Origin of the sequence: Anaeromyxobacter diazotrophicus (genome assembly GCF_013340205.1) — a bacterium.
Taxonomy (GTDB): domain Bacteria; phylum Myxococcota; class Myxococcia; order Myxococcales; family Anaeromyxobacteraceae; genus Anaeromyxobacter_A; species Anaeromyxobacter_A diazotrophicus.
In genome coordinates, this window is the sequence record NZ_BJTG01000001.1 from 121,890 (window position 1) to 145,771 (window position 23,882).

Below are 23,882 nucleotides of genomic sequence, written 5' to 3' on the forward strand. Positions count from 1 at the left end.
GCCCTACCCCTCCGCCCGGAAGGCGCGGAAGGCGAGCAAGGTCTCGGTCTCGCGGATGCCGGGGAGCTTCTGCACCCGGCCCGGGATGACGTCGCTGAAGGCGTCGTAGTCGGGCGCGTAGAGCTTCACGAGCAGGTCCCAGGGCCCGGTGATGGAGTGGACCTCCGAGACGCCCTCGATCTCCATGAGGGCGTTCGCGACCTGCTCGATCTTGCCCAGCTCGCACCGGACCAGCACGAAGGCGGCTTTCATGCCCGCATCTTACGCCCAGCCGAGCGGATACTTCCCGGCCTCGAGCGTCTTCGTCACGATGATCTCGCGCAGGGCGGTCAGGTCGGCCGGGTCCTCGTCGAACAGCTTGCGGAGGCGCCCGAGGTGCTCCCGGCAGGCGGCGACGTCGGTGACGGTGGCGCGGAGCGCCCGCTTCGCCTGCGCGTAGGCGCGCTCGTGCGCCTCGACCGCGTAGAGCTTGACGCACGCCTCGGCCACCGGCTCGACCCGGCCGTCGCGCGCCGACTGGAGGGCCCGGGCGACGGCGCTGTCCACCGCGTACGCCTCGATGGCCACGTCGGCCAGCGCGCCCAGCACCTCCTGCTTCTCGGAGAGCGCCGGGCCGAAGGTCTCCACCGCCGCCTGCAGGGCGTACACCATGAGGTGCTTGTTGAGCTCGGCCAGGCGCCGCTCGCGCGCGAGCGGGCCGGGGCCGGGCCGCGGCAGCTCGCCCCGCGCCGCCGCCTCGCCCACGGTGCGGGCGAGCTGCGGCAGCGGGAACTGACCCTTGGCGGCGCGCTTCAGCAGGGTGCCGGGGATGAGCATCCGGTTGATCTCGTTCGTCCCCTCGAAGATGCGGTTCACCCGGTTGTCGCGGTAGACGCGCTCGATGGCGTACTCCTCCACGAAGCCGTACCCGCCGTGGATCTGGAGCGCCTCGTCGGCGGCCTGCGACAGCGCCTCCGAGCCCCACACCTTCAGGATGGACGCCTCGATGTTGTACTCCTCGACGGCGGCGATGACCGCCTGGTCGAACGCGGGCGTGCCGTGCGCCGCGCCGGACCGCGCCATCCGCTCGTCGATGAGGCCGGTGGTGCGGTAGCTCATCGCCTCGCCGGCGTAGACGAGCGCCGCCATGCGGGCGAGCTTCTCGCGGACGAGGCCGAACCCGGTGATGGGCTGGCCGAACGCCCGCCGGTCGCGGCCGTACTCGACCGCGAGCTGCAGCACGCCGCGGCAGCCGGCCACGCACCCGGCGCCCAGCTTGAGCCGGCCGATGTTGAGGATGTTGAACGCGATGCGGTGACCCTTGCCCGGCTCGCCCAGCAGGTTCTCGGCCGGGATCTTCGCGTCCTCGAAGATGAGCGGGCAGGTCGAGCTGCCCCGGATGCCCATCTTGTGCTCCTCGGCGCCGAGCGAGAACCCGGGGGTCCCCTTCTCCACGATGAAGGCGCTGAACTTGTCGCCGTCGATCTTGGCGAACACGATGAAGACGTCGGCGAAGCCGGCGTTGGTGATCCACTGCTTCGAGCCGTTCAGCACGAAGTGCTTGCGGTCGGGCGTGAGCACCGCCTTCGTGCGCGCGCCGAGCGCGTCCGAGCCGGACGACGACTCGGAGAGCGCGTAGGCCGCCACCCACTCGCCCGAGACGAGCTTCGGCAGGTACCGGCGCTTCTGCGCCTCGGTCCCGAAGTAGACGATGGGCAGGGAGCCGATGCCGACCTGCGCCCCGAAGGTCACCGACCAGGCGCCGAGCCTCGCCATCGCCTCGGTGACGAGCATCGACGAGGTCTCGTCCTGGCCCAGCCCGCCGTACGCCTCCGGCACGTCGAGCCCGAGGAGCCCGAGCTCGCCCGCCTCGCGCAGGAGCTGCCGCACGAACGGATAGTCCTTCTTCTCGATGCGGGCGGCGTTCGCGAGCACCCGCTCCTCCGCGAACTGCTCCGCGGTCCGGAAGAAGGCGCGCTGGTCCTCGGTGAAGTCGTCGGGGGTCCGGATGCGCTCCTGGCCGACCGGGGCGAGCAGGAACCCGCCGCCGGGCGGGAGGGCGGAAACATCGAGGATCTGCGCTGGGTTCGACATGGGCGAAGGCTCCGTTGATTCTCGGGTCAACAGCCGCACTCGAACATGTCGACGCCGCTGCGCCGCGTCAACCGAACCGCCGCGAGGCCCCCTCAGGGCCAGCTGGACGCCGGCCCGTGCCAGTCGGCGGTGACCTCGAGCCACATGGCGAGGCCGGCGAAGCGCCCGTACGGAGCGTACCAGGCGCGCAGGGCGCGGTCGGTGGGGACCCGGCGGCGCCCGCGCAGCCGCATGAGCTTCGCACGGGTCCAGGAGTCGAGCGCCAGGTGGTCGTGGCGCCCGAGGAGCCGGAGCAGGTGCTCGGTGGCGTAGGGGCCGTAGCCCGCGAGCCCGGCGATCTCCTCCGCCAGCGCCCCGGTGGCGCGCGCCGGATCGCGCCAGGCCTCCACGTCGAGCTCCCCGCTCGCCACCCGGCGCGCCAGCTCGCGGAGGGCGCCGGCGCGGTAACCGGCCCGGACGGCGTCGCGGTAGAAGCGCTCCGGCGCGGCCGCCATCGCCTGGGGCGACGGGAACGCGCGCGCGCCGCCGGGGCCCGGCTCCCCGAGCCGCTCCACCAGGTTCGCGGTCATGACGCGGGTGAGCGCCCAGGAGCAGTTGGTCGTGCAGAGCGTCTTCACCGCGTCCTCGAAGACCGTCGGCGAGCGCAGCAGGCGCCCAGCCCCGCGCTCCGCAGCCCAGGCGAGGGCAGGCAACGAGGAGCGTGCACGCCGTAGGGCGGGGGCTCGTCCCCTGCCCGCCTCGAGCTCGCGGATCCTGGCGTAGAAGGGGGCGAGGTCCTCGTCGAGCCCGAGGCAGACGCGCACCTGCCGCCGCGCCTCCGCGGACTCGGCCGCCGAGAGCCGGCCCTCCGCCCGGACGCGGAGCGCGAGCCCGCCGCCCGCGCCGTCCCGCGGCGCCACCTCGACGTCCACCACCCGGCCCGGCGCGAGCCGGAGCGGGCGCGCGAGCACCTTCCGCCCGGCGTCGTAGCGCCAGGGCGCGAGGTCGTAGAACCCGTGGCTGCGGACGGTGAGGTCGAGGTCGAAGGGGGAGGGGGTGTCCACGGCGCTGGCGGCGGGGGACGAGCCCCCGCCCTACCGGTCGTTGTCGGGGGGGCCCTGCGCCCCGCCGCCGTCAGGCGGTTGCCTCAGTCGCCCCGTGGCACTTCTTGTACTTCTTGCCCGAGCCGCAGGGGCAGGGGTCGTTCCGGCCCACCTTGGGCTGCGTGCGGACCACCGTCTCCTGCTTGACCGGCTTGCGCGCCTCGCCGTCCGCCTCGGCCCCGTGGCTCTCGGTGACGCGCTGGCGGCGCGCCAGGGCGAGGCGCTTCGCCTCGATCTCCTCGGCCGTCTCCTGCCGGACGAGCTGCAGGCGCAGGATGTTGCCGATGACCGCGCTCTTCACGCGCCAGGTCATCTGGACGAACATCTCGTAGCCTTCCTTCTTGTACTCCTGCTTCGGGTCCTTCTGGCCGTAGCCGCGGAGCCCGATCCCCTGCCGCAGGTGATCCATCGCGAGCAGGTGGTCCTTCCACAGCTGGTCGATCGACTGGAGGTAGATGTACTGCTCCCAGCGGCGCAGCACCGGCACGCCGTCCTGGTCCTTCCCGAGCTGCTCCTCCTTCGCCCGGTAGGCCTTCTCGACCACGTTGTAGACCTGCTCCTCGATGGCCGCGCGCGCCTCGCCGCCGCGGCCGGAGGCCGGCCCGGTGAACTTCACCTCAAGGCCGAACTGGTCCTTCACCAGCGCGGACAGCGCGTCGAGGTCCCACTTCGCGGGCGACGTGCCCTCGGGGCAGGTGTTCGCCACCATGTCCACGACGAGGTCCTCGATGAGGTCGAGCACGTGCTCGCGCTCGTCGTCCCAGCTCCACACCTGCTCGCGGCGGGTCTTCTTGCGGGTCTTCGGGTCCTCGTCGAACTCCACCACCGGCACGCCCGCGCCGAACCCGAGCACCATTCGGCGCAGCCGGTAGACCGACTTGCGCTGCTGGTTCATCACGTCGTCGTACTCGAGCAGGTTCTTGCGGATGTCGAAGTTGTGGGCCTCGACCTTCTTCTGGGCGTTCTCGATGGCCTTGGTGAGCCAGCGGTGCTCGATCTGCTCGCCCTCCTTCATCCCCAGCGTCTCCATCATGCGGGAGATGCGGTCCGACCCGAAGATGCGCATCAGGTCGTCCTCGAGGGACAGGTAGAAGATGGACGAGCCGGGGTCGCCCTGCCGGCCGCCGCGGCCGCGCAGCTGGTTGTCGATGCGGCGGGACTCGTGGCGCTCGGTGCCGACGATGTGGAGGCCCCCCGCCGCGGTCACCTCCTCGTGCTCCTTCGCGGTCTGCTCCTTGAGGCGCGCCGTCAGCTCGGCGAGGCGCTTCTCCCAGTCGGCGCGGCGCTCCTGGAACGCGGCCTCCTCCTCGCCCTCCATGGGCGCGTCGGGGGCGGGGCCCAGCTCGTGCTTCGCCATCATCTCCGGGTTGCCGCCGAGCAGGATGTCGGTGCCGCGGCCGGCCATGTTGGTGGAGATGGTGACCGCCCCCTTGCGGCCGGCCTGGGCGACGATCTCGGCCTCGCGCTGGTGGTGCTTCGCGTTGAGGACGTTGTGCGGCACGCCGCGCTTCTTGAGCAGCGACGAGACCACCTCGCTCTTCGCCACCGAGACGGTGCCGACCAGGATCGGCTGCCCCTTCTTGCTCCGCTCCTCGATCTCGGTGCACAGCGCGCCGAACTTCTCGCGCTCGGTCTTGTAGACGACGTCCTCGGAGTCCTTGCGGACGTTCTTGCGGTTGGTGGGGATGACCACCACGTCGAGCTTGTAGATGTCGGCGAACTCCGCCGCCTCGGTGTCGGCCGTGCCGGTCATGCCGGCCAGCTTCGAGTACATGCGGAAGTAGTTCTGGAAGGAGATGGTGGCGAGCGTCTGGTTCTCGTTCTCGATCTTGACGCCCTCCTTCGCCTCGATGGCCTGGTGGAGGCCGTCCGACCAGCGCCGGCCCGGCATGATGCGGCCGGTGAACTCGTCGACGATGACGACCTCGCCCTCCTTCACCACGTAGTCCACCTCGTTGCGGTAGAGGTGGTGCGCCCGGAGCGCCTGCTCGACGTGGTGCAGGAGCTCGATCTGGTCGGGGTCGTACAGGTTCCCGACGCCGAGCTTCTTCTCCATCTTCCCGATGCCGGAGTCGGTCATCACCACCGTGCGCGTCTTCTCATCGACGGTGAAGTCCTGGTCCTTGATCATCGAGGGGATGACCTGGTTCACCACGTAGTACTTGTCGGTGGCCTCGTCGGAGGGGCCGCTGATGATGAGCGGCGTGCGCGCCTCGTCGATGAGGATGGAGTCGACCTCGTCGACGATGGCGTAGTGGAGCTCCCGCTGCACGTAGTCCTGCAGCCGGAACTTCATGTTGTCGCGCAGGTAGTCGAAGCCGAACTCGTTGTTCTGGCCGTAGGTGATGTCGCAGCCGTACTCGCGCTGACGCTCCTGGTCGGTGAGCCCGTGCACGATGACGCCGGTGGAGAGGCCGAGGAACCGGTACAGCCGCCCCATCCACTCGGCGTCGCGGCGGGCCAGGTAGTCGTTCACGGTGACGACGTGGACGCCGCGGCCGGCGAGCGCGTTGAGCGCGCAGGGGAGCGTCGCGACCAGGGTCTTGCCCTCGCCGGTCTTCATCTCGGCGATCTTCCCGTGGTGCAGCACGGCGCCGCCGATGAGCTGGACGTCGAAGTGCCGCATCCCGAGCGCGCGCACGCCCGCCTCGCGGACGGCGGCGAACACCTCGGGCATGAGCTCCTCGAGCGGGCGGCCCTTCTGCTGGACCTCCTCCTTCCAGCGCGCGGTGAGGCGCGGGAAGTCGTCGTCGGCGAGCGCCTTCATCTTCGGCTCGAGCGCCGCCACCTGGGCGACGAGCGGGGTGATCCGGCGCAGCTCGCGCTCGTTCTTCGTGCCGACGATCTTCTTGAGGACGTAGTTCAGCATCCGGCTTCCTTAATGAGCGGTCCGCCTCGAAACGACGCGAGCGCCCCACGCCGCGGTAGACGGCGCAAGCGCCCGTGACGAGGGCCGATTCGGCTGGCTGCCCAGCCCCCAGGCGACAGGCGGGCCGAAGCTACCTTCTTAGGTAACGCAGGGCCAGCCCAAAGCAAATGGCGGGCGCGCGCCGCGCGCCGCAGGGCCCGCGCAGCCCCCTACTCGAGGATGAACTTCCGCGGATTCTCCGGGATCCCGTTCACGCGCACCTCGTAGTGGAGGTGCGGACCGGTCGAGCGGCCGGTGTTCCCGACCGCCGCGACCCGGGCGCCGCGCTTCACGCGCTCGCCCAGCTTGGCGAAGATCTCGGAGAGGTGGCCGTAGCGGGTCTTCACGCCGTAGCCGTGGTCGATGACGAGCACCTTGCCGTAGCCGCCCTCGGTCCCCGCGAAGACGACCGTCCCGTCCGAGGGGGAGTAGACCGGCTGACCGGTCGCGGTGGCGATGTCGAGCCCGCGGTGCATCATCCGCTCGGCGGTGTAGGGATCGACCCGCACGCCGAAGTCGGAGGTCACCCAGCCGCGGGCCGGCCACAGGGACGGCGTCGAGGCGAGCAACGACTTCTGGTCGTCGAAGTACTCCTGCAGCTCGCGCAGGGACGACTCTTGGCGCGTCGCCTCCGACTCGAGCGAGGCGAGGCGGCCCGGGAGCGCCGCCACGCTCTCGTGCGCGGCGGGCGCGGCGCCGGCGAGGGGCGTCTCCGCGCTCTTGCCGACCGGCCCGATGGCGAGGCCCCGCTCCGGATCCTGGAGCTGCGTGACGGCGGTGCGCAGCTTGGCGTCGAACCGCTCCACGCGGTCGAGGGTGGCGGAGATGTGGGCCACCTTCTCCTGGACGAGCAGGATCTGTGAGCGCAGCTGCGCGTTCTCCTCGCGCAGGATGCGGTTCTCGGTGCCGGTGCCGAGCAGGCTGAAGTAGTGCCCGAGCGTGAGGAGCCCGACGAGGGCCACGCCACCCCCCGCGTAGGCGCCGCGGCGCAGCCAGCGACGCGGCAGGCGGAACTTCCGCACCGCCTGCGAGTGATCGCTGACGACGATCAGGGTGTACTGCTGAGCCTTCGGAGGCGTCGGCATCCCCTCACCGTCTAGGGCCTCGTCACGCATCCGGCGAAAGCTAAGCGCGGACGTGCGGGCCGGGAAGCGCGGTCTGTCCCCCGACCGCGTTACAGGCAACCCATGACCGGTAACACTGCCCCTCTGGAGGAGTCAACCATTCAGGGTGCGAGCCCGGCCGAGCCGCGCCCACCACGGCGCACACGTCACCCGATGTGAACGACGATCACGGTGATGTTGTCGTCGCCGCCGCGCTCGTTGGCGAGGTCGATCAGCTTCCCCGGCGCGGCCTCCAGCGAGGTGCCCCCCGCTACCTCCAGGATCTCCTGGTCGTCGACGAGGTTCGACAGCCCGTCGCAGCAGATGACGAGTCGGTCGCCCGGGTCCACCTCGAGGCCCACCATGTCCACCGCCACGTCGGCCTCGAACCCGACCGAGCGGGTGATGATGTTCTTGAACCGGCTGTGGCGCGCCTCGTCGGGCGTGATGGCGCCAGCCTTGAGCTGCTCGTTCACGAGCGAGTGATCCTCGGACACCTGGTAGATGCGCCCGCGCCGCACGAGGTAGCAGCGGCTGTCCCCGACGTGGGCGATGTAGGTGTTCCGGCCGGCGAGCACGGCGGCGGTGACGGTGGTGCCCATCCCCGCCAGCGCCGGGTCGCCCTGCGCCGCCTGGTAGATGTTCTGGCACGCGCTCTCGACGGCGTCGCGCAGCACCTCGCGGAGCGAGCTCTCCTCGAGCGGGGCGGGGCTGGTGAAGAGCTCCGGCTCGGCCTCCCGCGCGACGCGCACCCGCGACTGGATGGTCTCGACGGCGAGGCGCGAGGCGGTGCCGCCGCCGGCGTGGCCGCCCATGCCGTCCGCCACGATGAAGAGGCCGAGCCCCTCGTCGACGAGGAACGAGTCCTCGTTGTGGTCGCGCTTGCGACCGACGTCGGTCTGGCCGCGGGCGGCGATCGTCATGGGGGTCGGACTGGCGGGGATCGTACCAACGCGGGGTGCGGGCGGTCAACGCGCGCGCGCCCTCCACGGCCATTTACTGGGCGCTAAGGCGCACCTTTCCCGCACGCCGGGCGGCGCTGCGCACCGGCCGCCCACGACGCCCCGTCACGGGGGCCTCGCCGGAGGCGGCGGCCGCGGCGCGCGCCGCGGCGAGCAGCGCCCCCGCGTGCTCGACCGCCGAGGGGGTGAGCGTGGCGCCGGCCAGCATCCGCGCCAGCTCGGCGCGGCGAGCGTCGGGCGCTGCGAGCGGCACCACCCCGGTGGCGGTCCGCCCCGCCTGCACGCGCTTTTCGACCCGGAGGTGCAGGTCGGCGAAGGCCGCGACCTGCGGCAGGTGCGTGACGCACACCACCTGCCGCTCCCGCGACACCTCGGAGAGCAGCCGGCCGACCGCGTCCGCCACCGCGCCGCCGATGCCGGCGTCGACCTCGTCGAAGACGTAGGTGTCCACCGGATCGGTGCGGGCGAGCGCGCGCTTCAGGGCGAGCAGGAGCCGCGACAGCTCCCCGCCCGAGGCCACGCGCGCCAGCGGCCGCGGCGGCTCGCCCGGGTTCGGCGCGATGAGGATGCGCGCCCGCTCCGCGCCTTCCCGGCCGAGCGCGGCGCCGGCCGCGTCGACGGCGCCCTCGGGCGCGAGGAACTCCACGCTGACGCGGCAGCGCGCCATGGCGAGCGCGGCGAGCTCCTGGCGGACCTCGCGCCCGAGCGCCGCGGCCGCCTCCCGCCGCGCCTCCGACAGGGCGGCGGCGAGGGCGCGGGCGGCCCGGCCCGCCTCCTCCGCGGCGCGCTCGAGCCGCTCGAGCTCCCCCGCGGCGCCCTCCGCCTGGGCCAGCTCGGCCCGCATGGCCGCGGCGCGCGCCAGCGCCTCCGCCACCGAGCCGCCGTGCTTGCGCGCCAGCGCCCGCAAGAGCTCCAGCCGCTCCACCACCTCCGCCAGCCGCTCCGGGTCGCCCGTCACCGCCTCGGCGTAGCGGGCGAGGAGCCGGCCCGCCTCGTCGAGCTCGGCCCCCGCCGAGCGCAGGAGCGCCAGCGCGGGCTCGAGCCGCGGGTCGAGCTGGACCGCCTCGGCGAGCGACCGCGCCGCCCGCCCCACCCGCTCGGCGGCGCTCCCCTCCTCCGCGTAGACCGCCGCCTCGGCCTCGCGCGCGGCGGCGCGCAGCCGCTCGGCGGCCGCCAGGACCTGCCGCTCCCGGTCGAGCTCGGCGTCCTCGCCCGGCCGGGGCGCCGCCGCGTCGATCTCGCGCAGCTGGTACGCGAGCCAGTCGGCCCGGCGCGCCCGCTCCTCGCGGGCGGCGAGCAGCTCCGCCTTCCGCCGCAGCGAGGTCTGGAGGACCTGGAACGCGGCGCGGTAGCTGGCGAGGAGGCCGCCCTCCCCGTCCACGCCCGCGAACGCGTCGAGGAGGGAGAGGTGGCTCGCCTCGTCGAGCAGCGCCACGTGCTCGTGCTGCCCGGTGAGGTCGACGAGGCCGCGCAGCGCCCCCTCCAGCATGCCGACGGTGCAGAGCGCCCCGTTCACGAAGGCGCGCCCCCGCCCGCTCCGCGTCGCCACCCGGCGCACGAGCACCTCGCCGCCGGCGGCGGGCACCGGCAGCCCGGCCGCCTCGAGCCGCGCCAGCGCCGGGTGGCGGGCGGGCAGCTCGAACAGCGCCTCCACCACCGCCTCGTCGGCGCCCTCCCGCAGCGCCTCCGCGCTCATGCGGCCGCCCAGCACCAGGTGGAGCGCCTGCAGCAGGATGGACTTGCCGGCGCCGGTCTCGCCGGTGAGGACGTTGAGGCCCGGCCCGAAGGCCACCTCGACCTGGTCGACCACGGCGAGCCCGGAGATGCGCAGGGTCGTGAGCATGCGCGGAGTATGAGGCGCACCTCCGACACTGATCAAATTTTCAGGCGTATCTCCCGTTCAGGTGCCTACCGCTCCCCCCACCGGAGCTTCGTCCGCAGGATGCCGAAGTAGTCGATCCGCGGGCTCTGCACGAGCAGCACGCGGTTCTGCGACTGCTTGATCTGCACGCGGTCGCCGGGCTGCAGCTGCAGGCCGGTCTGGCCGTCGAGGGTGAGGTAGACCTCGCTCTCCGGCGCGAGCCGGATGTTGAGGGTGCGGTCGTCGGGCAGGACGATCGGGCGCTGCGTCAGCATGTGCGGGCAGATGGGGGTGAGGATGACGCCGCGCATGGTGGGGAAGAGGATGGGGCCATTCGCCGCCAGTGAATAGGCGGTCGAGCCGGTGGGGGTGGCGACGATGATGCCGTCCGCCTTGTAGGTGGTGACGAGGTCGTCCGAGCAGGTGACCTCGAACTCCGCCATGCGCGAGAGCGTCCCCTTCGCCATGACCGCGTCGTTCAGCACCTCGGTGTCCAGGAGCTTGAGCTCGCCGCCGCCAGGGGCTTGCCGGTGCACGTGCACCCGCAGCTTCATCCGCTCCGAGAGCACCGCCTGCCCGGACAGGACGTGGTCGAGCGCCTGGTAGAGCTCCGCCTGCGGCACCTCGGTGAGGAAGCCGAGGCTCCCCATGTTGACGCCGAGGATGGGCGCCGGCCGGCCGGCCAGGATGCGCGCCGCGTGGATGAGCGTGCCGTCGCCGCCCAGCACGAGCACGAGGTCGGCCCGCCGCGCCGCCTCCTGCTCGTCGACGAGCACCGTGAGCCCCCGCGCCGCGATCGCGGCCGCCGCCTCCGCCGCGCAGGCGGCCGCGGCGCGCGAGCTCTGCTTGTGGACGATCCCTACGGAGCGGGGGACGGGGCAGGTCGTGGGCGGCATCCGGCGCATTATATAAGCTGGCGCGACATGGACCTGTTCGACCACGCAGCGGAGCAGGACGACTCCGGGCGGCCCCTGGCGGAGCGCCTCCGCCCGCGGCGGCTCGAGGACTTCGTCGGGCAGGAGCACGTGCTCGGGCCGGGGCGCGCGCTCCGGCGCGCCATCGAGGCCGACCAGGTGCCGTCGCTCGTGCTGTGGGGGCCGCCCGGCACCGGCAAGACCACCCTCGCCCGCATCATGGCCGAGCGCACCGGCGCGGTGTTCGTCCCCTTCAGCGCGCTCATGGGCGGGGTGAAGGAGATCCGGGAGATCGTGCAGGCCGCGCGCGACCGCCGGCGCATGCAGCGGCAGCGCACGCTCCTGTTCGTCGACGAGATCCACCGCTTCTCCAAGGCGCAGCAGGACGCCTTCCTGCCGCACGTCGAGGAGGGGGTGGTCACGCTCATCGGCGCCACCACCGAGAACCCGTCGTTCGAGATCAACGCCGCCCTCCTCTCCCGCTGCCGGGTGGTGACGCTGCGCGCGCTGACCGAGGAGGAGGTGGGCGCGCTGCTCGACCGGGCGGTGGCCTCGCCCCGGGGGCTCGGCGGCGACGTGGCGCTCTCGGCCGGCGCCCGCGAGCTGTTCGCCCGCTACGCCTACGGCGACGCGCGCCGGGCGCTCAACGCGCTCGAGGTCGCCGCGGCGGCGGCGCGGCTGGCCGGCCGCAAGGAGATCCTGCCCCCGGACGCGGAGGAGGCGCTGCAGCACAAGGCGCTGCTCTACGACAAGGCGGGGGAGCAGCACTACGACGTCGTCTCCGCCTTCATCAAGTCGCTGCGCGGCAGCGACGCCGACGCGGCGGTCTACTACCTGGTGCGGATGCTGGAGGCGGGCGAGGACCCGCGCTTCGTGCTGCGCCGGATGGTGATCTTCGCCAGCGAGGACGTCGGCAACGCCGACCCGCGCGCGCTCGGGGTGGCGGTGGACGCGCTCCAGGCGGTGGAGCTGGTCGGGCTGCCGGAGGGCGTCCTGCCCATGACCCAGGCGGCGGTCTACCTGGCGCTGGCGCCCAAGTCGAACGCCGCGCTCACCGCCTACGCGGCGGCGCGGCGGCTGGTGACCGAGAAGGGGCCGCTGGGGGTGCCGCTCAAGCTGCGCAACGCGCCCACGAAGCTCATGCAGGGGCTCGGCTACGGCGGGGGCTACCGCTACCCGCACAACTTCGACGGGCACTACGTGCCCGAGCAGTACCTGCCCGACCCGCTGCGCGGGGAGCGGATCGTCGAGCTGTCGGGGAACGGCCTGGAGGAGGAGCTGGCCCGGCGCCTGGCGGCGCTGCGAGGCCGCTCGCGAGAGTAGCGCCGCGCGCCGCGAACGAGTTGCGACAGGCGCCGGATGGACTAATCTCTCGGCCGCTTTCGACCAAGCGCCGCCGTCGCGGCGCCGGAGAGGTTCATGCTCCTGGTGAAGACGTACCTCGCGGAGAGCGGCATCCACGGGATCGGGCTCTTCGCGGCGCAGCGCATCCCCGCGGGCACGGTGGTGTGGCGCCTCGAGCCCAGCCTCGACCTGGAGCTCTCCGCGGCGCAGATCGAGGCGCTCGCGCCGCCCGCCCGCGAGCAGGTCCGCAAGTACACCTACCTCGACCTCGTGCGGAAGAGCTACGTGCTCTGCGGCGACGACGCGCGCTTCTTCAACCACTCCGACGCGCCCAACTGCCACGACTTCCCCGACGCCGACGGCGGCGCCACGGTGGCGGCGCGCGACATCGCCGAGGGCGAGGAGCTGACGAGCGACTACGCCCGCTTCGACGCGGAGCACGTCCCGTACGGGAAATAGCAAGGGCCGGGCCCGCCGCTGGCGGACCCGGCCCCTTCACGCTGCGACGGCTAGTGCGAGAGCGCCACGAGCGCCGAGCCGCAGCCGGTCCAGGTGATCTTGGCGGCGGCGTCCGCGTACTGGGGGCCGCTCGCGCCCTGGGGCAGCGCCGTCCAGACGCGCTTCGCCTCGAGCGTCCCGCCCGTCACGCAGGCGGGGGTCCCGGCGTAGGTGACGTCGATGACGAGCGCCTCGGCCACCCCGACCGACGCGGACTGGCCCTGCGCCGAGAAGGTCATGCCCATGTCGGCCAGGAACTCGCCCTTGAAGGTGGTGTCGGTCACCGCCAGGGCGCCAGACTCGTGGAACTTGACCGTGGCGGACCCCGGCGGCGTGAAGCTGGTGAGCGCGAGCGTGCTCGCCAGCGAGAGATCCCAGGCCAGCTTGGCGGCCGCCGGATCGTACGCCGCCCAGCCGTCCACCACGACCTTGCCGGAGGCGGACGGGTCCACGATGGTGAGGGTGCAGCCGCTCAGCGTGACCTTGGCGGCGGTCGCGACCACGCAGGTCGCCTCGTTGTCGAAGGAGGTGCTCGAGGTGCTCGAGGACGGCACCGCGGTCAGCGCCTTGCTGAGCGCCGCGCGCCGGCCGGCCGCGACGAGCTGCTGCTGGGCCGGGTCGGCCGAGGCGAGCGTCACGCCCGTACTGCTGCCGAGCAGCGCGTCCGTCACCCCGGCGAAGTCGCCCAGGGACTGCACGCCGTCGGCGCCGGGGGCGGACTTCACCGCCAGGGCGCTCGAGAGCTGCGTGTCGACCGCGCTCGTCTGCAGGCTGGTCGCCGTCGACGCCGTGCCGTAGCTGAACGTCTTGCCGGCCGCCGCGTTCCCGCTGCTGCCGCCGCCGCACGCCGCGAGCGCCAGGCACGAGGCCAGCGCCACCGCCATCCGCTTCGTCATGAGATTCCCTCCGTGTGAGTGAGAGCCTGCCCCGGTCAGGCCGGGGTCACTGCCGCGCAGGGTACAAGACCTGTTCGTGACCGCAAGTGAACCAAGCGGCGCCAGCCGCGGGCGGAGTGCGTCTCGCCCCCACCTCCCCGCACCGGCGCCGCCGACCGGGGGCGCGCGCCGCCCCCGGGCGCTATCCTCCGCCCCGTGATCCTCTACCTGCACGGCTTCGCCTCCGGGCCCGGCTCCACCAAGGGCCGCGCGCTCGAGGCGCGCTTCGCCGCCCTCGGCGTCCCGCTCCACCGCGCCGACCTCACGCCAGGCGAGGACGGCTTCGAGCGCTCCACCCCGCTCACCATGCTGGCCGAGGCGGAGCGGCTGGTGGCGCGGCATCGCCCCACCGTCCTCATGGGTAGCTCGCTGGGCGGCTGGCTCGCGGCCGTCCTGGCCTCGCGCGACCCGTCGATCGAGCGGGTGGTGCTGCTCGCCCCGGCCTTCCGGCTCCACGAGCGCTGGCGGGCGCACCTCTCGCCCGAGGACGAGCGCCGCTGGCGGGCGGAGGGGCTCCTCGTCGATCACCACGCCACCGGGACGAAGCGCCGGCTGGGCTGGGCGTTCCTGGAGGACGCGGCGAAGCTGCCCGCCTACCCCGAGGTGAAGGTGCCGGCGCTGTGCCTCGCCGGCCGGCGGGACGAGCTCGTGCCGCTGGCCGACGTCGAGCGGTTCGCCGCGATGACGCCGGGCGCGCGGCTCGTGCCCCTCGACGACGGGCACGAGCTGGTCGCGTCGGTCGACCGGATCTTCGAGGAGGCGCGGGCGTTCCTGGGGGTGTAGTGGCGGAGGCGGGCGGGGTTGCGCGGCCCCGCGGCGACCGCGACTGCGACCTCGACCTTCGACCGCGACCTCGACCTCGACCGCGACCGCGACCTCGACCTGCGGACGGCACCGCCGGCCAGAGGGCGGCGGGGTGGCCCTCCGAAGGAGCGGAGGCCGACCTGCGTGAGACTCCCGCCCGCCGTACTGCCGCCAGCAACGCCGGTGCCGCGCCGGCGCGCGGACCTCGTGCGCCGTGGCGGCGCGGCACGATGCGTTGCCCGGCCTCCCCGCGTTTCTGAGCCGGCCGCCGTACCCAGCCGGAAGGTCGTCCGGAGCGACGCAGGAGGGCCACCCCGCCGCCCGCTCGGAACCGCCGCCAGCGTTTCCCTGCGCCGAGGCGGCGCCCCTCCCACCGTGGGGGACGGGCGCGGCCACCGGGTTCGGGTTCGGGTCGGCCTACGCGCTGGCGCGCGGAGGAGCCTCGGGCGCGTCGTCGCCGGCGTCGCCCTCGACGTCGGTGCGGTACTTCCGCAGCACGCGCTTGAAGTTCGAGCGGTCCATCCCGGCCTTGCGGGCCGCGGCGGAGATGTTGTTGTCGCAGGCGCGCATGAGCGCCTCGACGTAGGTCTTCTCGAAGCGCCGGAGCGACTGCTCCTTGGCGGCGGCGTAGCTCATGGAGAGCCAGCCGGCGTCGTCGCCCGGGGCCGGGGCCTCGCGGATGAGCGGGGCGGTGCGGCCGCTGATGGCGGGCGGGAGGTCGACCGGGGTGATGGACTCGCCGCGGCAGAGGACCACCGCCCGCTCGATGGCGTTCTCGAGCTCGCGGACGTTGCCCGGCCAGCGGTAGCCGCAGAGCAGCTCGATGGCCTCCGGCGAGAGCGTCTTCACCTTCTTCGCCAGCCGGTCGGTGTACCGGCGCAGGAAGTGGTGGGCGAGGAGCGGCACGTCCTCGATGCGCTCGCGCAGCGGCGGCAGCGGGATGGCGATGACGTTGAGCCGGTAGAAGAGGTCCTCGCGGAACTTGCCGGCCTTCACCAGCTTCGGCAGGTCGCGGTGGGTGGCGGCGATCACCCGCACGTCCACCTTGATCGACTCGGCCGAGCCGACGCGCTTCACCTCGCCCTCCTGCAGCACGCGCAGCAGCCGGACCTGGGTGGCGGGCGGGATGTCGCCGATCTCGTCGAGGAAGATGGTGCCGCCGTCGGCCGCGTCGAACAGGCCCTTCTGGTCGCGCTGCGCGCCGGTGAAGGCGCCCTTGACGTGCCCGAACAGCTCCGACTCGAGCAGGGTCTCGGTGAGCGCGCCGCAGTTGAGCGCGACGAACGGCTGGCTGCGCCGCGGGCTCTTGGCGTGGAGGGCGCGCGCCACGAGCTCCTTGCCGGTGCCGCTCTCGCCCTGCACCAGCACGGTGGCGGCGCTGTAGGCCACCGCGTCGATCATGCGCGTCACGTCGCGCATGGCGCCGGAGTTGCCCACCAGGCCGTCGGCGGGGGGCGCTCCCTCCTTCTCGCGCAGCGCCGTCTCCAGCGCGCGGTTGCGGTCGAAGAGCGCCTTGCGCTCGGCCGCCTTGGCCACGGCCCGCGCCACCAGCTCCACGTCGTCGAAGGGCTTGGTGAGGTAGTCGTAGGCCCCCGCCTTGACGGCGGCCAGCGCCGTCTCGACGGTGGCGTGGCCGGTCATCATGATGACCTCGACCTCCGGCCGGCGGTGCTTCACCGCGGTGAGGAGCTCCAGGCCGGACAGGTCGGGCATCTTGACGTCGAGCAGCGCGACGTCGAAGTCCTCGGCCGCCAGCCGCTGGGTGGCGGTGATGGGCGAGTCGAGCGCCGTGACCTGGTGCCCCTTCTTCGTGAGCAGCGCCTCGAGCGCCTTGAGCAGCACCGGCTCGTCGTCGACGACCAGGACGCGGACCGCCTTCTCGATGTTGTTGTCCATGATGCCCTCCCTCATGACTTCGACGGCGCCGGCGGGATCTCGACCACGAACGAAGCCCCGCCCTCCGGCACCGGCTCGTAGTGGATGCTGCCCCCGTGCTCCTCGGCGATGCGGTAGCAGATGGAGAGCCCGAGCCCGGTGCCCTGGCCCTCCGGTTTGGTGGTGAAGAACGGCTCGAAGATCCGCCCGGCGATCTGCAGCGGCACGCCCGGCCCGTCGTCGGCGACGGTGAGCCGCGCGCGCCCGCTCGGGCCGACGCCGGTGGTGACGGTGACCTTGCCCTTCTGCCCGACCGCCTGCAGCGCGTTCACGAGCAGGTTCACCGCGATCTGCTGGATCTGGTTGCCGTTGGCGAAGGCGCGGGCCGGCGCCAGGTGACGGACGACCTCGACCTGCCGCCCCTTCATCTGCGGCTGGGTGAGGAAGAGCGCGTCCTCGGCGAGCTTCGCCAGGTCCACCTCGCCGCGCTCGTCCTGCCGCGGCCGGCGGGAGAAGCGCAGGAGCGACTCGACGATGCGCTTCGCCCGGAGCGCCGCGTCCTGGATGAGCCGGAGCGACTCCTGGTCCTGCGCCGAGCGATCGTCCTGCGCCATGAGCTGGGCGAAGGCGAGGATGCCGCCGAGCGGGTTGTTGATCTCGTGGGCGACGCCGCCGGCGAGCTGCCCGACGGCGGCCATCTTCTCCGCCTGCAGGAGCCGCCAGGTGACCTCGCGCTCCTCGGTGACGTCCTTCCACACCGCCACCACCCCTCCCTCGGGGAAGGGGAAGGTCCGCACGAGCCAGGTGCGATCGCCCGCCTGCGCCTCGAAGGCCCGGCGCTCGAGCGGCGACGCCGCCTCGTCCTCCTCGTGGCCGCCCCGCGGGCAGGGGAGCTTCCCGAAGCCGCCGCCGTCGGAGCGCAGGCCGGGGACCCCGTGCAGCGCGGCGCCCGCCTCGCGGGCGAAGGCGGCGTTGCCGCGCACCACCTCGCCGTCGCCCTTGATGATGGCGAGCGGGTCCTCGATCGCGTCGAAGCACGCGCGCCACTCGTGCGCGGCGCGGGTCAGCGCCTGCGAGCGCTGCTCGACCTTCGCCTCGAGGGCGCGGTTCGAGAGCTCGAGCTCGGCGTTGCGCTCGGTGAGGAGGTCGGACAGCCGGACGTTCTCGACCAGCAGCCAGTACTGGTCGATGGCGCTCTGGACGGTGAGCAGGAGGTGCCCGTCGTCCCACGGCTTCCAGATGAAGCGGAAGATCTCGGAGTGGTTGACCGCCTCCTCGATGGCGGCGGTGTCCGCCTGGCCGGTGAGGAGGACCCGCTGCACCCGGGGCCAGCGCTCCTTCACGACGCGCAGGAACTCGACCCCGGACATGCCTGGCATGCGGTAGTCGGAGACCACCACGTGCACCGGCTCGACGGCCAGGAGGGCGAGCGCGTGCTCGGCGTCGGGCGCCTCGTGCACGACGCAGCTGGCGCGCTTCAGCACGCGCTTCAGCGCGCGGCGGACGTGCTCGTCGTCGTCGACGACGAGGATCGAGGCGCCGCCGTGGGCGACCTCGCCGGGGCCGGCGATGGGATGGATCTGAGCCTCCATGGACCGGCCCCGAGGGGTTGCATGGGACGGTCCGAGTCTGGGTTATTCCCGCTCCACCTGTTTCCGGACACTTACCCGGCGACCCAGTATGGGTGTAACACGACTCTGGGGGTCCTGGCGCACCCCTGCCCGCCTACATGGGTCAACGCACCCCGGCGTCGTAGCGGTACGACTGCGCCTGGTAGAGGCAGATGGTGTCGCGGCCTTCGCGCTTCGCGCGGTAGAGGGCCTCGTCGGCGAACTTCACGAGCGCCTCCGGGGTGGTGACGTCCTTCGACGGGTAGAAGGCCAGCCCGGCGGAGGCGGTGATCCGGATGACCGACGCCCGCTCCGGCTCGGAGCCGACCCCGTCCAGCGGGTAGGTCTTCTGGCGCAGCGACTTGAACACCCGCTCCGCCACCGTGAGCGCGCCCTGGAGGTGGGTCTTCGGGAGGATGATGGCGAACTCCTCGCCGCCGTAGCGCGCGCAGATGTCCGGCTCGCGGACGCTCGACCTGAGCAGCTCCGCCGTCTCCCGCAGCACCCGGTCGCCGAAGGGGTGACCGTAGCGGTCGTTCACGTCCTTGAAGTGGTCGAGGTCGAGCATGAGCAGCGAGACGGGGTCGCTGTAGCGCTGGCAGCGGCGGAACTCCTCGCGCAGCCGGTCCTGGAAGTGGCGGTGGTTGTAGAGGCCGGTCAGGCCGTCGGTGACCGAGAGCTTCTCCAGCTCCGACTTCGCCGAGCGGAGCTGATCCTGCAGCGACTTGATGCGCAGCATGGCCGCCGCGCGCGCCTGGATCTCGGCGTCGGCGAAGGGCTTGGCCAGGAAGTCGTCGGCGCCGATGCGCAGGCCCGCCACCCGCGAGTCGAGGTCGCCCTTCACCGAGAGCAGGATGACCGGGATGAACTGCTCGTCGGCGCGCGCCTTCACGATGCGCAGCACCTCGAGGCCGTCCATGTCGGGCAGGATCATGTCGAGCAGCACCAGATCCGGGGGCTCCGTCCTGACCCGGCGGATGGCCTCACGCCCGTCCGGCGCCACCTGGACCTCGTACCCCTCGCGCGCGAGGACCTCCGCCAGCCACTCGGCCTGGGTGCGGGAGTCTTCGACGATGAGGACGCGGGCCGCTGCCACCTGCTGCGAATGTACCAGTTCGGGACGCGCGCTGGCACCCTCGGCCGCCGTGGGAGCGGGGGCGGGAGCGGGCGTGAGGGCGGGGGCCGGAGCCATCGCCGGGGGGACGGAGGGTGCGCGCGCCGGCGCGCCCCGCGCCTCGGCCTGGGCGCGCGCCTTCTCCGCCTGCAGCTGGACCGCCTGGCGCAGCTCCGCGTCGTCCCAGGGCTTCGTCAGGAAACGGTCGATGTCGCCGTCGCGGATGGCGGCCATGGCGGTGGGGAGATCGGCGTTCCCGGTGAGCATCACGCGGGCGGTGTGGGGGTGGGTGCGCTTCACGGCGCGCATCAGCTCGAGCCCGGTCATCCCCGGCATGAAGTGATCCGAGAGCAGCACGTCCACCGCGCGCTCCTCGAGGACCCCCAGCGCCGCCGCGCCCCCGGACGCGAAGAGCAGCTCGTAGCCGGTCTTGCGCAGGGTTCGACGCAGCGCGGAGCGGACGCTCTCTTCGTCGTCGACGATCAGGACCGAGACACTCGACATCGCGGCAAAGGAACCGAGCACCCGCCGTGCCGCCCCAATGGCCCGATTCGCCGCGCATGGCGACGGGGTCGCCGGACACCCGGGTACCGGGACTGCCGGAGCGGGCCCTCCTAGCCGAGCTGCGCCAGGACGTCCTCGGGCAGCACCGGCGCGACCCCGCCGCCGCCCAGGATGTTCACCACCGGCGAGGCGGCGGCGCGGACCACGCTGCCGCCCGGCGCGGAGGGGCCCAGGCCGCAGTAGGTGGAGACGTCCCGGTAGAGCGGCGCGTGCGCGGCGCCCTCCGGGGTGATCCGGGTCGCGGGCGAGCGGGAGGTCACGACCAGCGCCTGCGCCACGAAGCCCCCGCCGCGCCCGTCCGCGAGCGCCGCCTCGACCGCGGCGCGCCAGGCCTCGTCGCTCAGCACCGCCCCGAGGTGGACGCTCTTGCCGCCGTAGTCCCAGCTCCGCTTCAGGACCCACCGCTCGCGCTCGGCCAGCAGGCGGGGCGCGAGCGCCGCGTCGAGCCGCCGCGTGAACGGCAGCCGCGCCGCCGCCGCGCGCTCGGCCTCGTCGAGCCCGGCGCGGTCGGCCAGCGCGCGGTCCTCGCCCGCCTCGGAGAGGCGCGCGAAGAGCGCCTTGGCCTCCAGCATCCCGTTCACCGGGTTCGCGAGGACGAAGCGGGCCGGGTGGCGGAGCGCCTCGGCGAACGGGGCCCCGGGGGGCGTGTTGTGGGCCCAGACGTGGCGGTAGAGGACGTCCCAGCGGCGCGGGTCGCACGCCTCGGGCGTGAGGTGCTCCGCCTCGTGCCCGAGGTGCCGCAGGTGCCGCACGAGGAGCCCGAGCTCGCCGGTCTGCGAGTCGGCCGGGCGCGAGACGACGGCGATGGAGGGCCGCGCCCGCGTCCCGCCCCGCGCCTCGTAGAACGCGCAGAGCGCGACGCGCAGGTTCTCCATGTTGGACCCGGCGGCGGCGACGAGGTCCTCGCCCACCCGCGGCGGCAGCCCGCGCACCCGCGCGGCGGCCCTGAGCCAGGCGTGCGCGGCCAGGTCGGAGTAGCCGCTCATGGCCGGGATGGTGGCGTTGAGCTCGAGGGCGCGAGGGGGCCCGCCGCCCTCCACCGGCAGGAAGTCGACGCGCGCCAGCACCGCCGGGCAGGGCGCCTCGGAGAGGAGGCGCTCCATCGCCTCGCGCTCCAGCCCCTCGAAGGGGCCGAGCAGCGCGGCGCGATCGCGCGCGTCGCCCCCGGCGAGGAGCGCGCGCGCCAGCTTGACGGACCCGGAGAGGATGGCGCGCGCCTCGGCCGCCAGCGCCTCGAGCGCGGCGCGCGGGTAGACCGCCGGCTCCGCGACGAGCGGGATGGGCACGAAGGCGCCGTCCTTCAGGACGGTGAGGCCACCCTCCCAGGCGGCGCGCGCCGCCTCCCGGCCCACCTCGGTCAGCTCGCTGTCGGTGAAGGGGGTCATGGCGCGGGCGGCCGCCCTTGCGGGCGGCGGAGCGGCGGTGTTACCTCGCGGTGGGATGAAAATCTACACGAAGACGGGCGACGCCGGAGAGACGGGCCTCTTCGGGGGACCGCGGGTGGCCAAGGACGACGCGCGGGTCGAGGCGTACGGCGCGGTCGACGAGCTCAACGCCGTCCTCGGCGCCGCGCGGGCGCGGGGCGCGGACGCGGACCTGGGCGCGCTGCTCGCCGCCATCCAGGACCAGCTCTTCACGCTGGGTGCCGCCCTGGCGACGCCCCCGGCCGCCGCCAAGGCGCGCGCCGCGCTGCCGCCGCTCGATCCGGCCTGGACGGCGGCGCTGGAGGCGGCCGTCGACCGGCTGGAGGGGGAGCTCGCCCCGCTCCGCCACTTCGTCCTCCCGGGCGGCGCGCCGCTGGCGGCCGACCTCCACGTCGCGCGCGCCGTCTGCCGGCGCGCCGAGCGGCGGGTGGTGGCGCTCCACCACCACGAGCCGGTGGCGGCGGAGGTGCTCGCCTACCTGAACCGGCTGTCGGACTTCCTCTTCGTCGCCGCCCGCGCCGCCAACCGGCGCGCCGGGGTGCCGGAGCCGATCTGGGACCCGAGGGCGCGGCGGTGAGGCGCGTCGCGCTCGTCACCGGCGCCGGCGTGCGCGTGGGCGAGGCCATCGCCCGGGACCTGGCGCGCCAGGGCTGGCGCGTGGCGGCGCACTACCACGCGCACCGGCCCCGCGCGCCGCTCGTGCCGCTCCAGGCCGACCTGGCCCTGCCCACCGGGCCGGACGCGCTGGCGCGCGCCTTCCGCGCGCGGTTCGACCGGCTCGATCTCCTCGTCTGCTCGGCGGCCGCCTTCGAGGCCCGGCCGCTCGCGGCCACCGACGCGGCGGCCTTCGACGCGCAGATGGACCTCAACGCGCGCGCGCCGTTGCTCCTCGCCCGCGCGCTGGCTCCCCTCCTGCGGCGGAGCGCGGGCTCCATCGTCAACGTGGCGGACGTCGGCGGCGGGCTCGTGGCCTGGAAGGGCTTCGCCGCCTACGCGGCCTCCAAGGCGGCGCTGGTGCGCCTCACCGAGTGCCTGGCGCTCGAGCTGGCGCCGAAGGTGCGCGTGAACGCCGTCGCGCCGGGGACGGTCCTCTGGCCGGAGCGCTACCCGGCGAGCCAGCGCCGGGAGCTCACGCGCCGCATCCCGCTCGGCCGCGCGGGCACGCCTGGCGACGTCGCGGCGGCCGTCCGGTACCTGGCGGACGCGCCCTTCGTCACCGGCGCGGTGCTCCCGGTGGACGGCGGGCGCCACCTCGCCGGCCGCTCGGGCTGACGACCTGCCGGGGACGCGCGCTACATTGAAGCGGTCTGGGCCGCCTGTTAGATTCCTTGCGCGCCATCAAGGCCAACCTGAACGGAGAAGGCATGGAGACCACCCTCGTCAACCCGACCACCCGCAGCGCCCCCGCCGAGCCGGCCACGGGCAGCCCGCTCCACTTCACGGCCAAGGCGGTCGAGATGGTGCGGGACGCGATGACGCGCGAGAACCTCACCGGCTACGGCATCCGCATCGGCGTCGTGGGCGGGGGCTGCTCGGGGTTCCAGTACTCGATGGACTTCGAGAACGCCGAGAAGGACGGCGACGCGGTCTACGAGCAGGACGGGCTCAAGCTCTACGTCGATCCGATGAGCTCGATGTACCTGCAGGGGGTCACGGTCGACTACGTGGTCGGCCTCCAGGGCGCGGGGTTCAAGTTCGTGAACCCGAACGCTCGGAACACCTGCGGCTGCGGCCAGAGCTTTAGTTACTAGCCGTTGCTCGTCGTCCGGCACGCCGTCGTCGGCCCGTTCGCCGAGAACACCTACCTCGTCGGCGACAGCGAGACGGGTGAGGCGGCGCTCGTCGATCCCGGGGGCGAGCTCGATCGGATCCTGCCGCTGCGTGAGCCCGGAGGGCTCCGCGTCGGCAGGATCCTGCTCACCCACGGGCACATCGATCACGCCGCGGGCTGCGCCGCCGCCATGAAGCGGCTCGGGGCGCCCTGCCAGATCCACCCGGCCGACGTCCCCTGGCTCGAGGCCTTGCCCCAGCAGGCCGCCATGTTCGGGTTCGAGGAGGAGGGGCTCGCCGAGCCTCCCCAGGTCGGCCACCACCACCAGGACGGCGAGCCGTTCGCGCTGGGGCGACAGGCGGGCCGCATCCTCCACACCCCCGGCCACTCGGCCGGCTCGTGCTGCCTCTTCTTCGAGGAGGCGCGGGTGCTCTTCGCGGGCGACACCCTGTTCGCCGGCTCGGTGGGCCGGACCGACCTCCCCGGCGGCGACTTCGAGGCGCTCGAGCGCTCCATCCGCGAGAAGCTCTTCCCGCTCGGCGACGACGTGCGCTTCTACCCCGGGCACGGGCCCTCGGGCCTGCTCGGCGACGAGCGGCGGGCGAACCCGTTCGTGGGCGAGGCGAGCCGGCGCGGCCGGTTCGTCTGACGCGGCCGAGCCGGCTCAGCGCGCCAGCGCGGTGACGCAGCGCCCCTGCTGGCAGCGCGCGCCGGCGATGGGCGGGCAGGCGGCGCCCGGCGCGGGGCAGCCGCGCGCCGTCCACCGCGCCTCGACCGCCTCGAACGGCGCGCGCGCGCTCGAGGCGGCGCGGGCGCGGTCGCACAGGCCGGGGCCCCCCGGCGGCAGCGGGTCGAAGACGCAGTCGGCGTCCGCGTGGCACGGCGCCTTGGCGGCGTCGTAGGTCGCCACGTAGCGGCGCAGGAGGCCGCCGCACGGATCGCGGAAGGTGCTGAAGAGGAGCAGCGCCCCCGCCACCCCGGCCAGGGCGGAGGCGACGAGGAGGTAGCGCGCCGCGCGGTGCATGCGGCGCGCACTCTAC

At 73.6% G+C, this 23,882-nt stretch carries 21 protein-coding genes; 7 read left to right on the forward strand and 14 right to left on the reverse strand.

Features of this window, described 5'->3' with window-relative positions; genetic code table 11:
- Positions 1–3 precede the first annotated feature (3 nt).
- The 8 genes from HWY08_RS00545 to HWY08_RS00580 all read right to left on the reverse strand — a co-directional run bounded on the left by HWY08_RS00545 (position 4) and on the right by HWY08_RS00580 (position 10,885).
- Positions 4–252 (reverse strand): Lrp/AsnC ligand binding domain-containing protein, encoded by a 249-nt coding sequence (locus HWY08_RS00545; protein WP_176062173.1) that lies wholly within the window; start codon positions 250–252, stop codon positions 4–6.
- 9 nt (positions 253–261) lie between these two features.
- A complete protein-coding gene (locus HWY08_RS00550) occupies positions 262–2,073 on the reverse strand; it encodes an acyl-CoA dehydrogenase FadE (protein WP_176062174.1) in 1,812 nt (603 codons plus the stop codon).
- A 92-nt stretch (positions 2,074–2,165) separates the two neighbouring features.
- Positions 2,166–3,116, reverse strand: coding sequence for a DNA-3-methyladenine glycosylase family protein (locus HWY08_RS00555; RefSeq protein ID WP_176062175.1), 951 nt, complete (start codon positions 3,114–3,116; stop codon positions 2,166–2,168).
- Between the two features lie 70 nt (positions 3,117–3,186).
- The gene (gene secA, locus HWY08_RS00560; RefSeq protein WP_176062176.1) at positions 3,187–6,024 is read right to left on the reverse strand and encodes a preprotein translocase subunit SecA; all 2,838 of its coding nucleotides are present in this window, start codon (positions 6,022–6,024) and stop codon (positions 3,187–3,189) included.
- A gap of 209 nt (positions 6,025–6,233) precedes the next feature.
- Positions 6,234–7,148, reverse strand: a complete 915-nt coding sequence (locus HWY08_RS00565) for a M23 family metallopeptidase (RefSeq protein WP_176062177.1) — start codon at positions 7,146–7,148, stop codon at positions 6,234–6,236.
- A 185-nt stretch (positions 7,149–7,333) separates the two neighbouring features.
- The gene (locus tag HWY08_RS00570; protein ID WP_176062178.1) at positions 7,334–8,089 is read right to left on the reverse strand and encodes a Stp1/IreP family PP2C-type Ser/Thr phosphatase; all 756 of its coding nucleotides are present in this window, start codon (positions 8,087–8,089) and stop codon (positions 7,334–7,336) included.
- A gap of 73 nt (positions 8,090–8,162) precedes the next feature.
- A complete protein-coding gene (gene recN, locus HWY08_RS00575) occupies positions 8,163–9,971 on the reverse strand; it encodes a DNA repair protein RecN (RefSeq protein ID WP_176062179.1) in 1,809 nt (602 codons plus the stop codon).
- A 65-nt stretch (positions 9,972–10,036) separates the two neighbouring features.
- A complete protein-coding gene (locus HWY08_RS00580) occupies positions 10,037–10,885 on the reverse strand; it encodes an NAD(+)/NADH kinase (protein WP_235969383.1) in 849 nt (282 codons plus the stop codon).
- Positions 10,886–10,912: 27 nt separating this feature from the next.
- Here HWY08_RS00580 and HWY08_RS00585 point away from each other — a divergent pair, with 27 nt between their 5' ends.
- Positions 10,913–12,226 carry a replication-associated recombination protein A gene (locus tag HWY08_RS00585; protein ID WP_176062180.1) on the forward strand — a complete coding sequence of 438 codons (1,314 nt, stop codon included), beginning with the start codon at positions 10,913–10,915 and terminating at the stop codon, positions 12,224–12,226.
- A gap of 96 nt (positions 12,227–12,322) precedes the next feature.
- On the forward strand, positions 12,323–12,706 hold the full coding sequence (locus tag HWY08_RS00590; protein ID WP_176062181.1) for an SET domain-containing protein: 384 nt from the start codon (positions 12,323–12,325) through the stop codon (positions 12,704–12,706).
- 50 nt (positions 12,707–12,756) lie between these two features.
- On the opposite strand, the gene HWY08_RS00595 is transcribed toward HWY08_RS00590, so the two are convergent.
- Positions 12,757–13,641 carry a hypothetical protein gene (locus tag HWY08_RS00595; RefSeq protein WP_176062182.1) on the reverse strand — a complete coding sequence of 295 codons (885 nt, stop codon included), beginning with the start codon at positions 13,639–13,641 and terminating at the stop codon, positions 12,757–12,759.
- Between the two features lie 195 nt (positions 13,642–13,836).
- Between HWY08_RS00595 and HWY08_RS00600 the strand changes: the two genes are divergently transcribed.
- The gene (locus HWY08_RS00600; RefSeq protein WP_176062183.1) at positions 13,837–14,463 is read left to right on the forward strand and encodes a YqiA/YcfP family alpha/beta fold hydrolase; all 627 of its coding nucleotides are present in this window, start codon (positions 13,837–13,839) and stop codon (positions 14,461–14,463) included.
- A 438-nt stretch (positions 14,464–14,901) separates the two neighbouring features.
- Here the strand turns inward: HWY08_RS00600 and HWY08_RS00605 are convergent, their stop codons facing one another.
- The 4 genes from HWY08_RS00605 to HWY08_RS00620 form a co-directional block, all read right to left on the reverse strand.
- Complete coding sequence (locus tag HWY08_RS00605) at positions 14,902–16,380, reverse strand: sigma-54-dependent transcriptional regulator (protein ID WP_176062184.1); 1,479 nt, start codon at positions 16,378–16,380, stop codon at positions 14,902–14,904.
- A gap of 11 nt (positions 16,381–16,391) precedes the next feature.
- A complete protein-coding gene (locus tag HWY08_RS00610; protein WP_176062185.1) occupies positions 16,392–17,951 on the reverse strand; it encodes an ATP-binding protein in 1,560 nt (519 codons plus the stop codon).
- A 142-nt stretch (positions 17,952–18,093) separates the two neighbouring features.
- Positions 18,094–19,587: a response regulator gene (locus tag HWY08_RS00615; protein WP_176062186.1), complete on the reverse strand. Its 1,494-nt coding sequence runs from the start codon at positions 19,585–19,587 to the stop codon at positions 18,094–18,096.
- Positions 19,588–19,697: 110 nt separating this feature from the next.
- Positions 19,698–21,032 carry a hypothetical protein gene (locus HWY08_RS00620; protein ID WP_176062187.1) on the reverse strand — a complete coding sequence of 445 codons (1,335 nt, stop codon included), beginning with the start codon at positions 21,030–21,032 and terminating at the stop codon, positions 19,698–19,700.
- Between the two features lie 55 nt (positions 21,033–21,087).
- On the opposite strand from HWY08_RS00620, the gene HWY08_RS00625 reads away from it, so the two are divergent.
- The 4 genes from HWY08_RS00625 (at position 21,088) to HWY08_RS00640 (ending at position 23,491) form a co-directional block, all read left to right on the forward strand.
- On the forward strand, positions 21,088–21,648 hold the full coding sequence (locus HWY08_RS00625) for a cob(I)yrinic acid a,c-diamide adenosyltransferase (protein ID WP_176062188.1): 561 nt from the start codon (positions 21,088–21,090) through the stop codon (positions 21,646–21,648).
- Positions 21,645–22,343 (forward strand): SDR family oxidoreductase, encoded by a 699-nt coding sequence (locus HWY08_RS00630; protein ID WP_176062189.1) that lies wholly within the window; start codon positions 21,645–21,647, stop codon positions 22,341–22,343. Before HWY08_RS00625 ends, HWY08_RS00630 begins: the two co-directional genes overlap by 4 nt.
- A gap of 92 nt (positions 22,344–22,435) precedes the next feature.
- Positions 22,436–22,822, forward strand: a complete 387-nt coding sequence (gene erpA / locus HWY08_RS00635; protein WP_176062190.1) for an iron-sulfur cluster insertion protein ErpA — start codon at positions 22,436–22,438, stop codon at positions 22,820–22,822.
- A 3-nt stretch (positions 22,823–22,825) separates the two neighbouring features.
- On the forward strand, positions 22,826–23,491 hold the full coding sequence (locus HWY08_RS00640) for an MBL fold metallo-hydrolase (RefSeq protein ID WP_176062191.1): 666 nt from the start codon (positions 22,826–22,828) through the stop codon (positions 23,489–23,491).
- A 15-nt stretch (positions 23,492–23,506) separates the two neighbouring features.
- Here HWY08_RS00640 and HWY08_RS00645 read toward each other — a convergent pair whose 3' ends face one another.
- Positions 23,507–23,866, reverse strand: a complete 360-nt coding sequence (locus tag HWY08_RS00645) for a hypothetical protein (RefSeq protein WP_176062192.1) — start codon at positions 23,864–23,866, stop codon at positions 23,507–23,509.
- Positions 23,867–23,882: the final 16 nt, after the last annotated feature.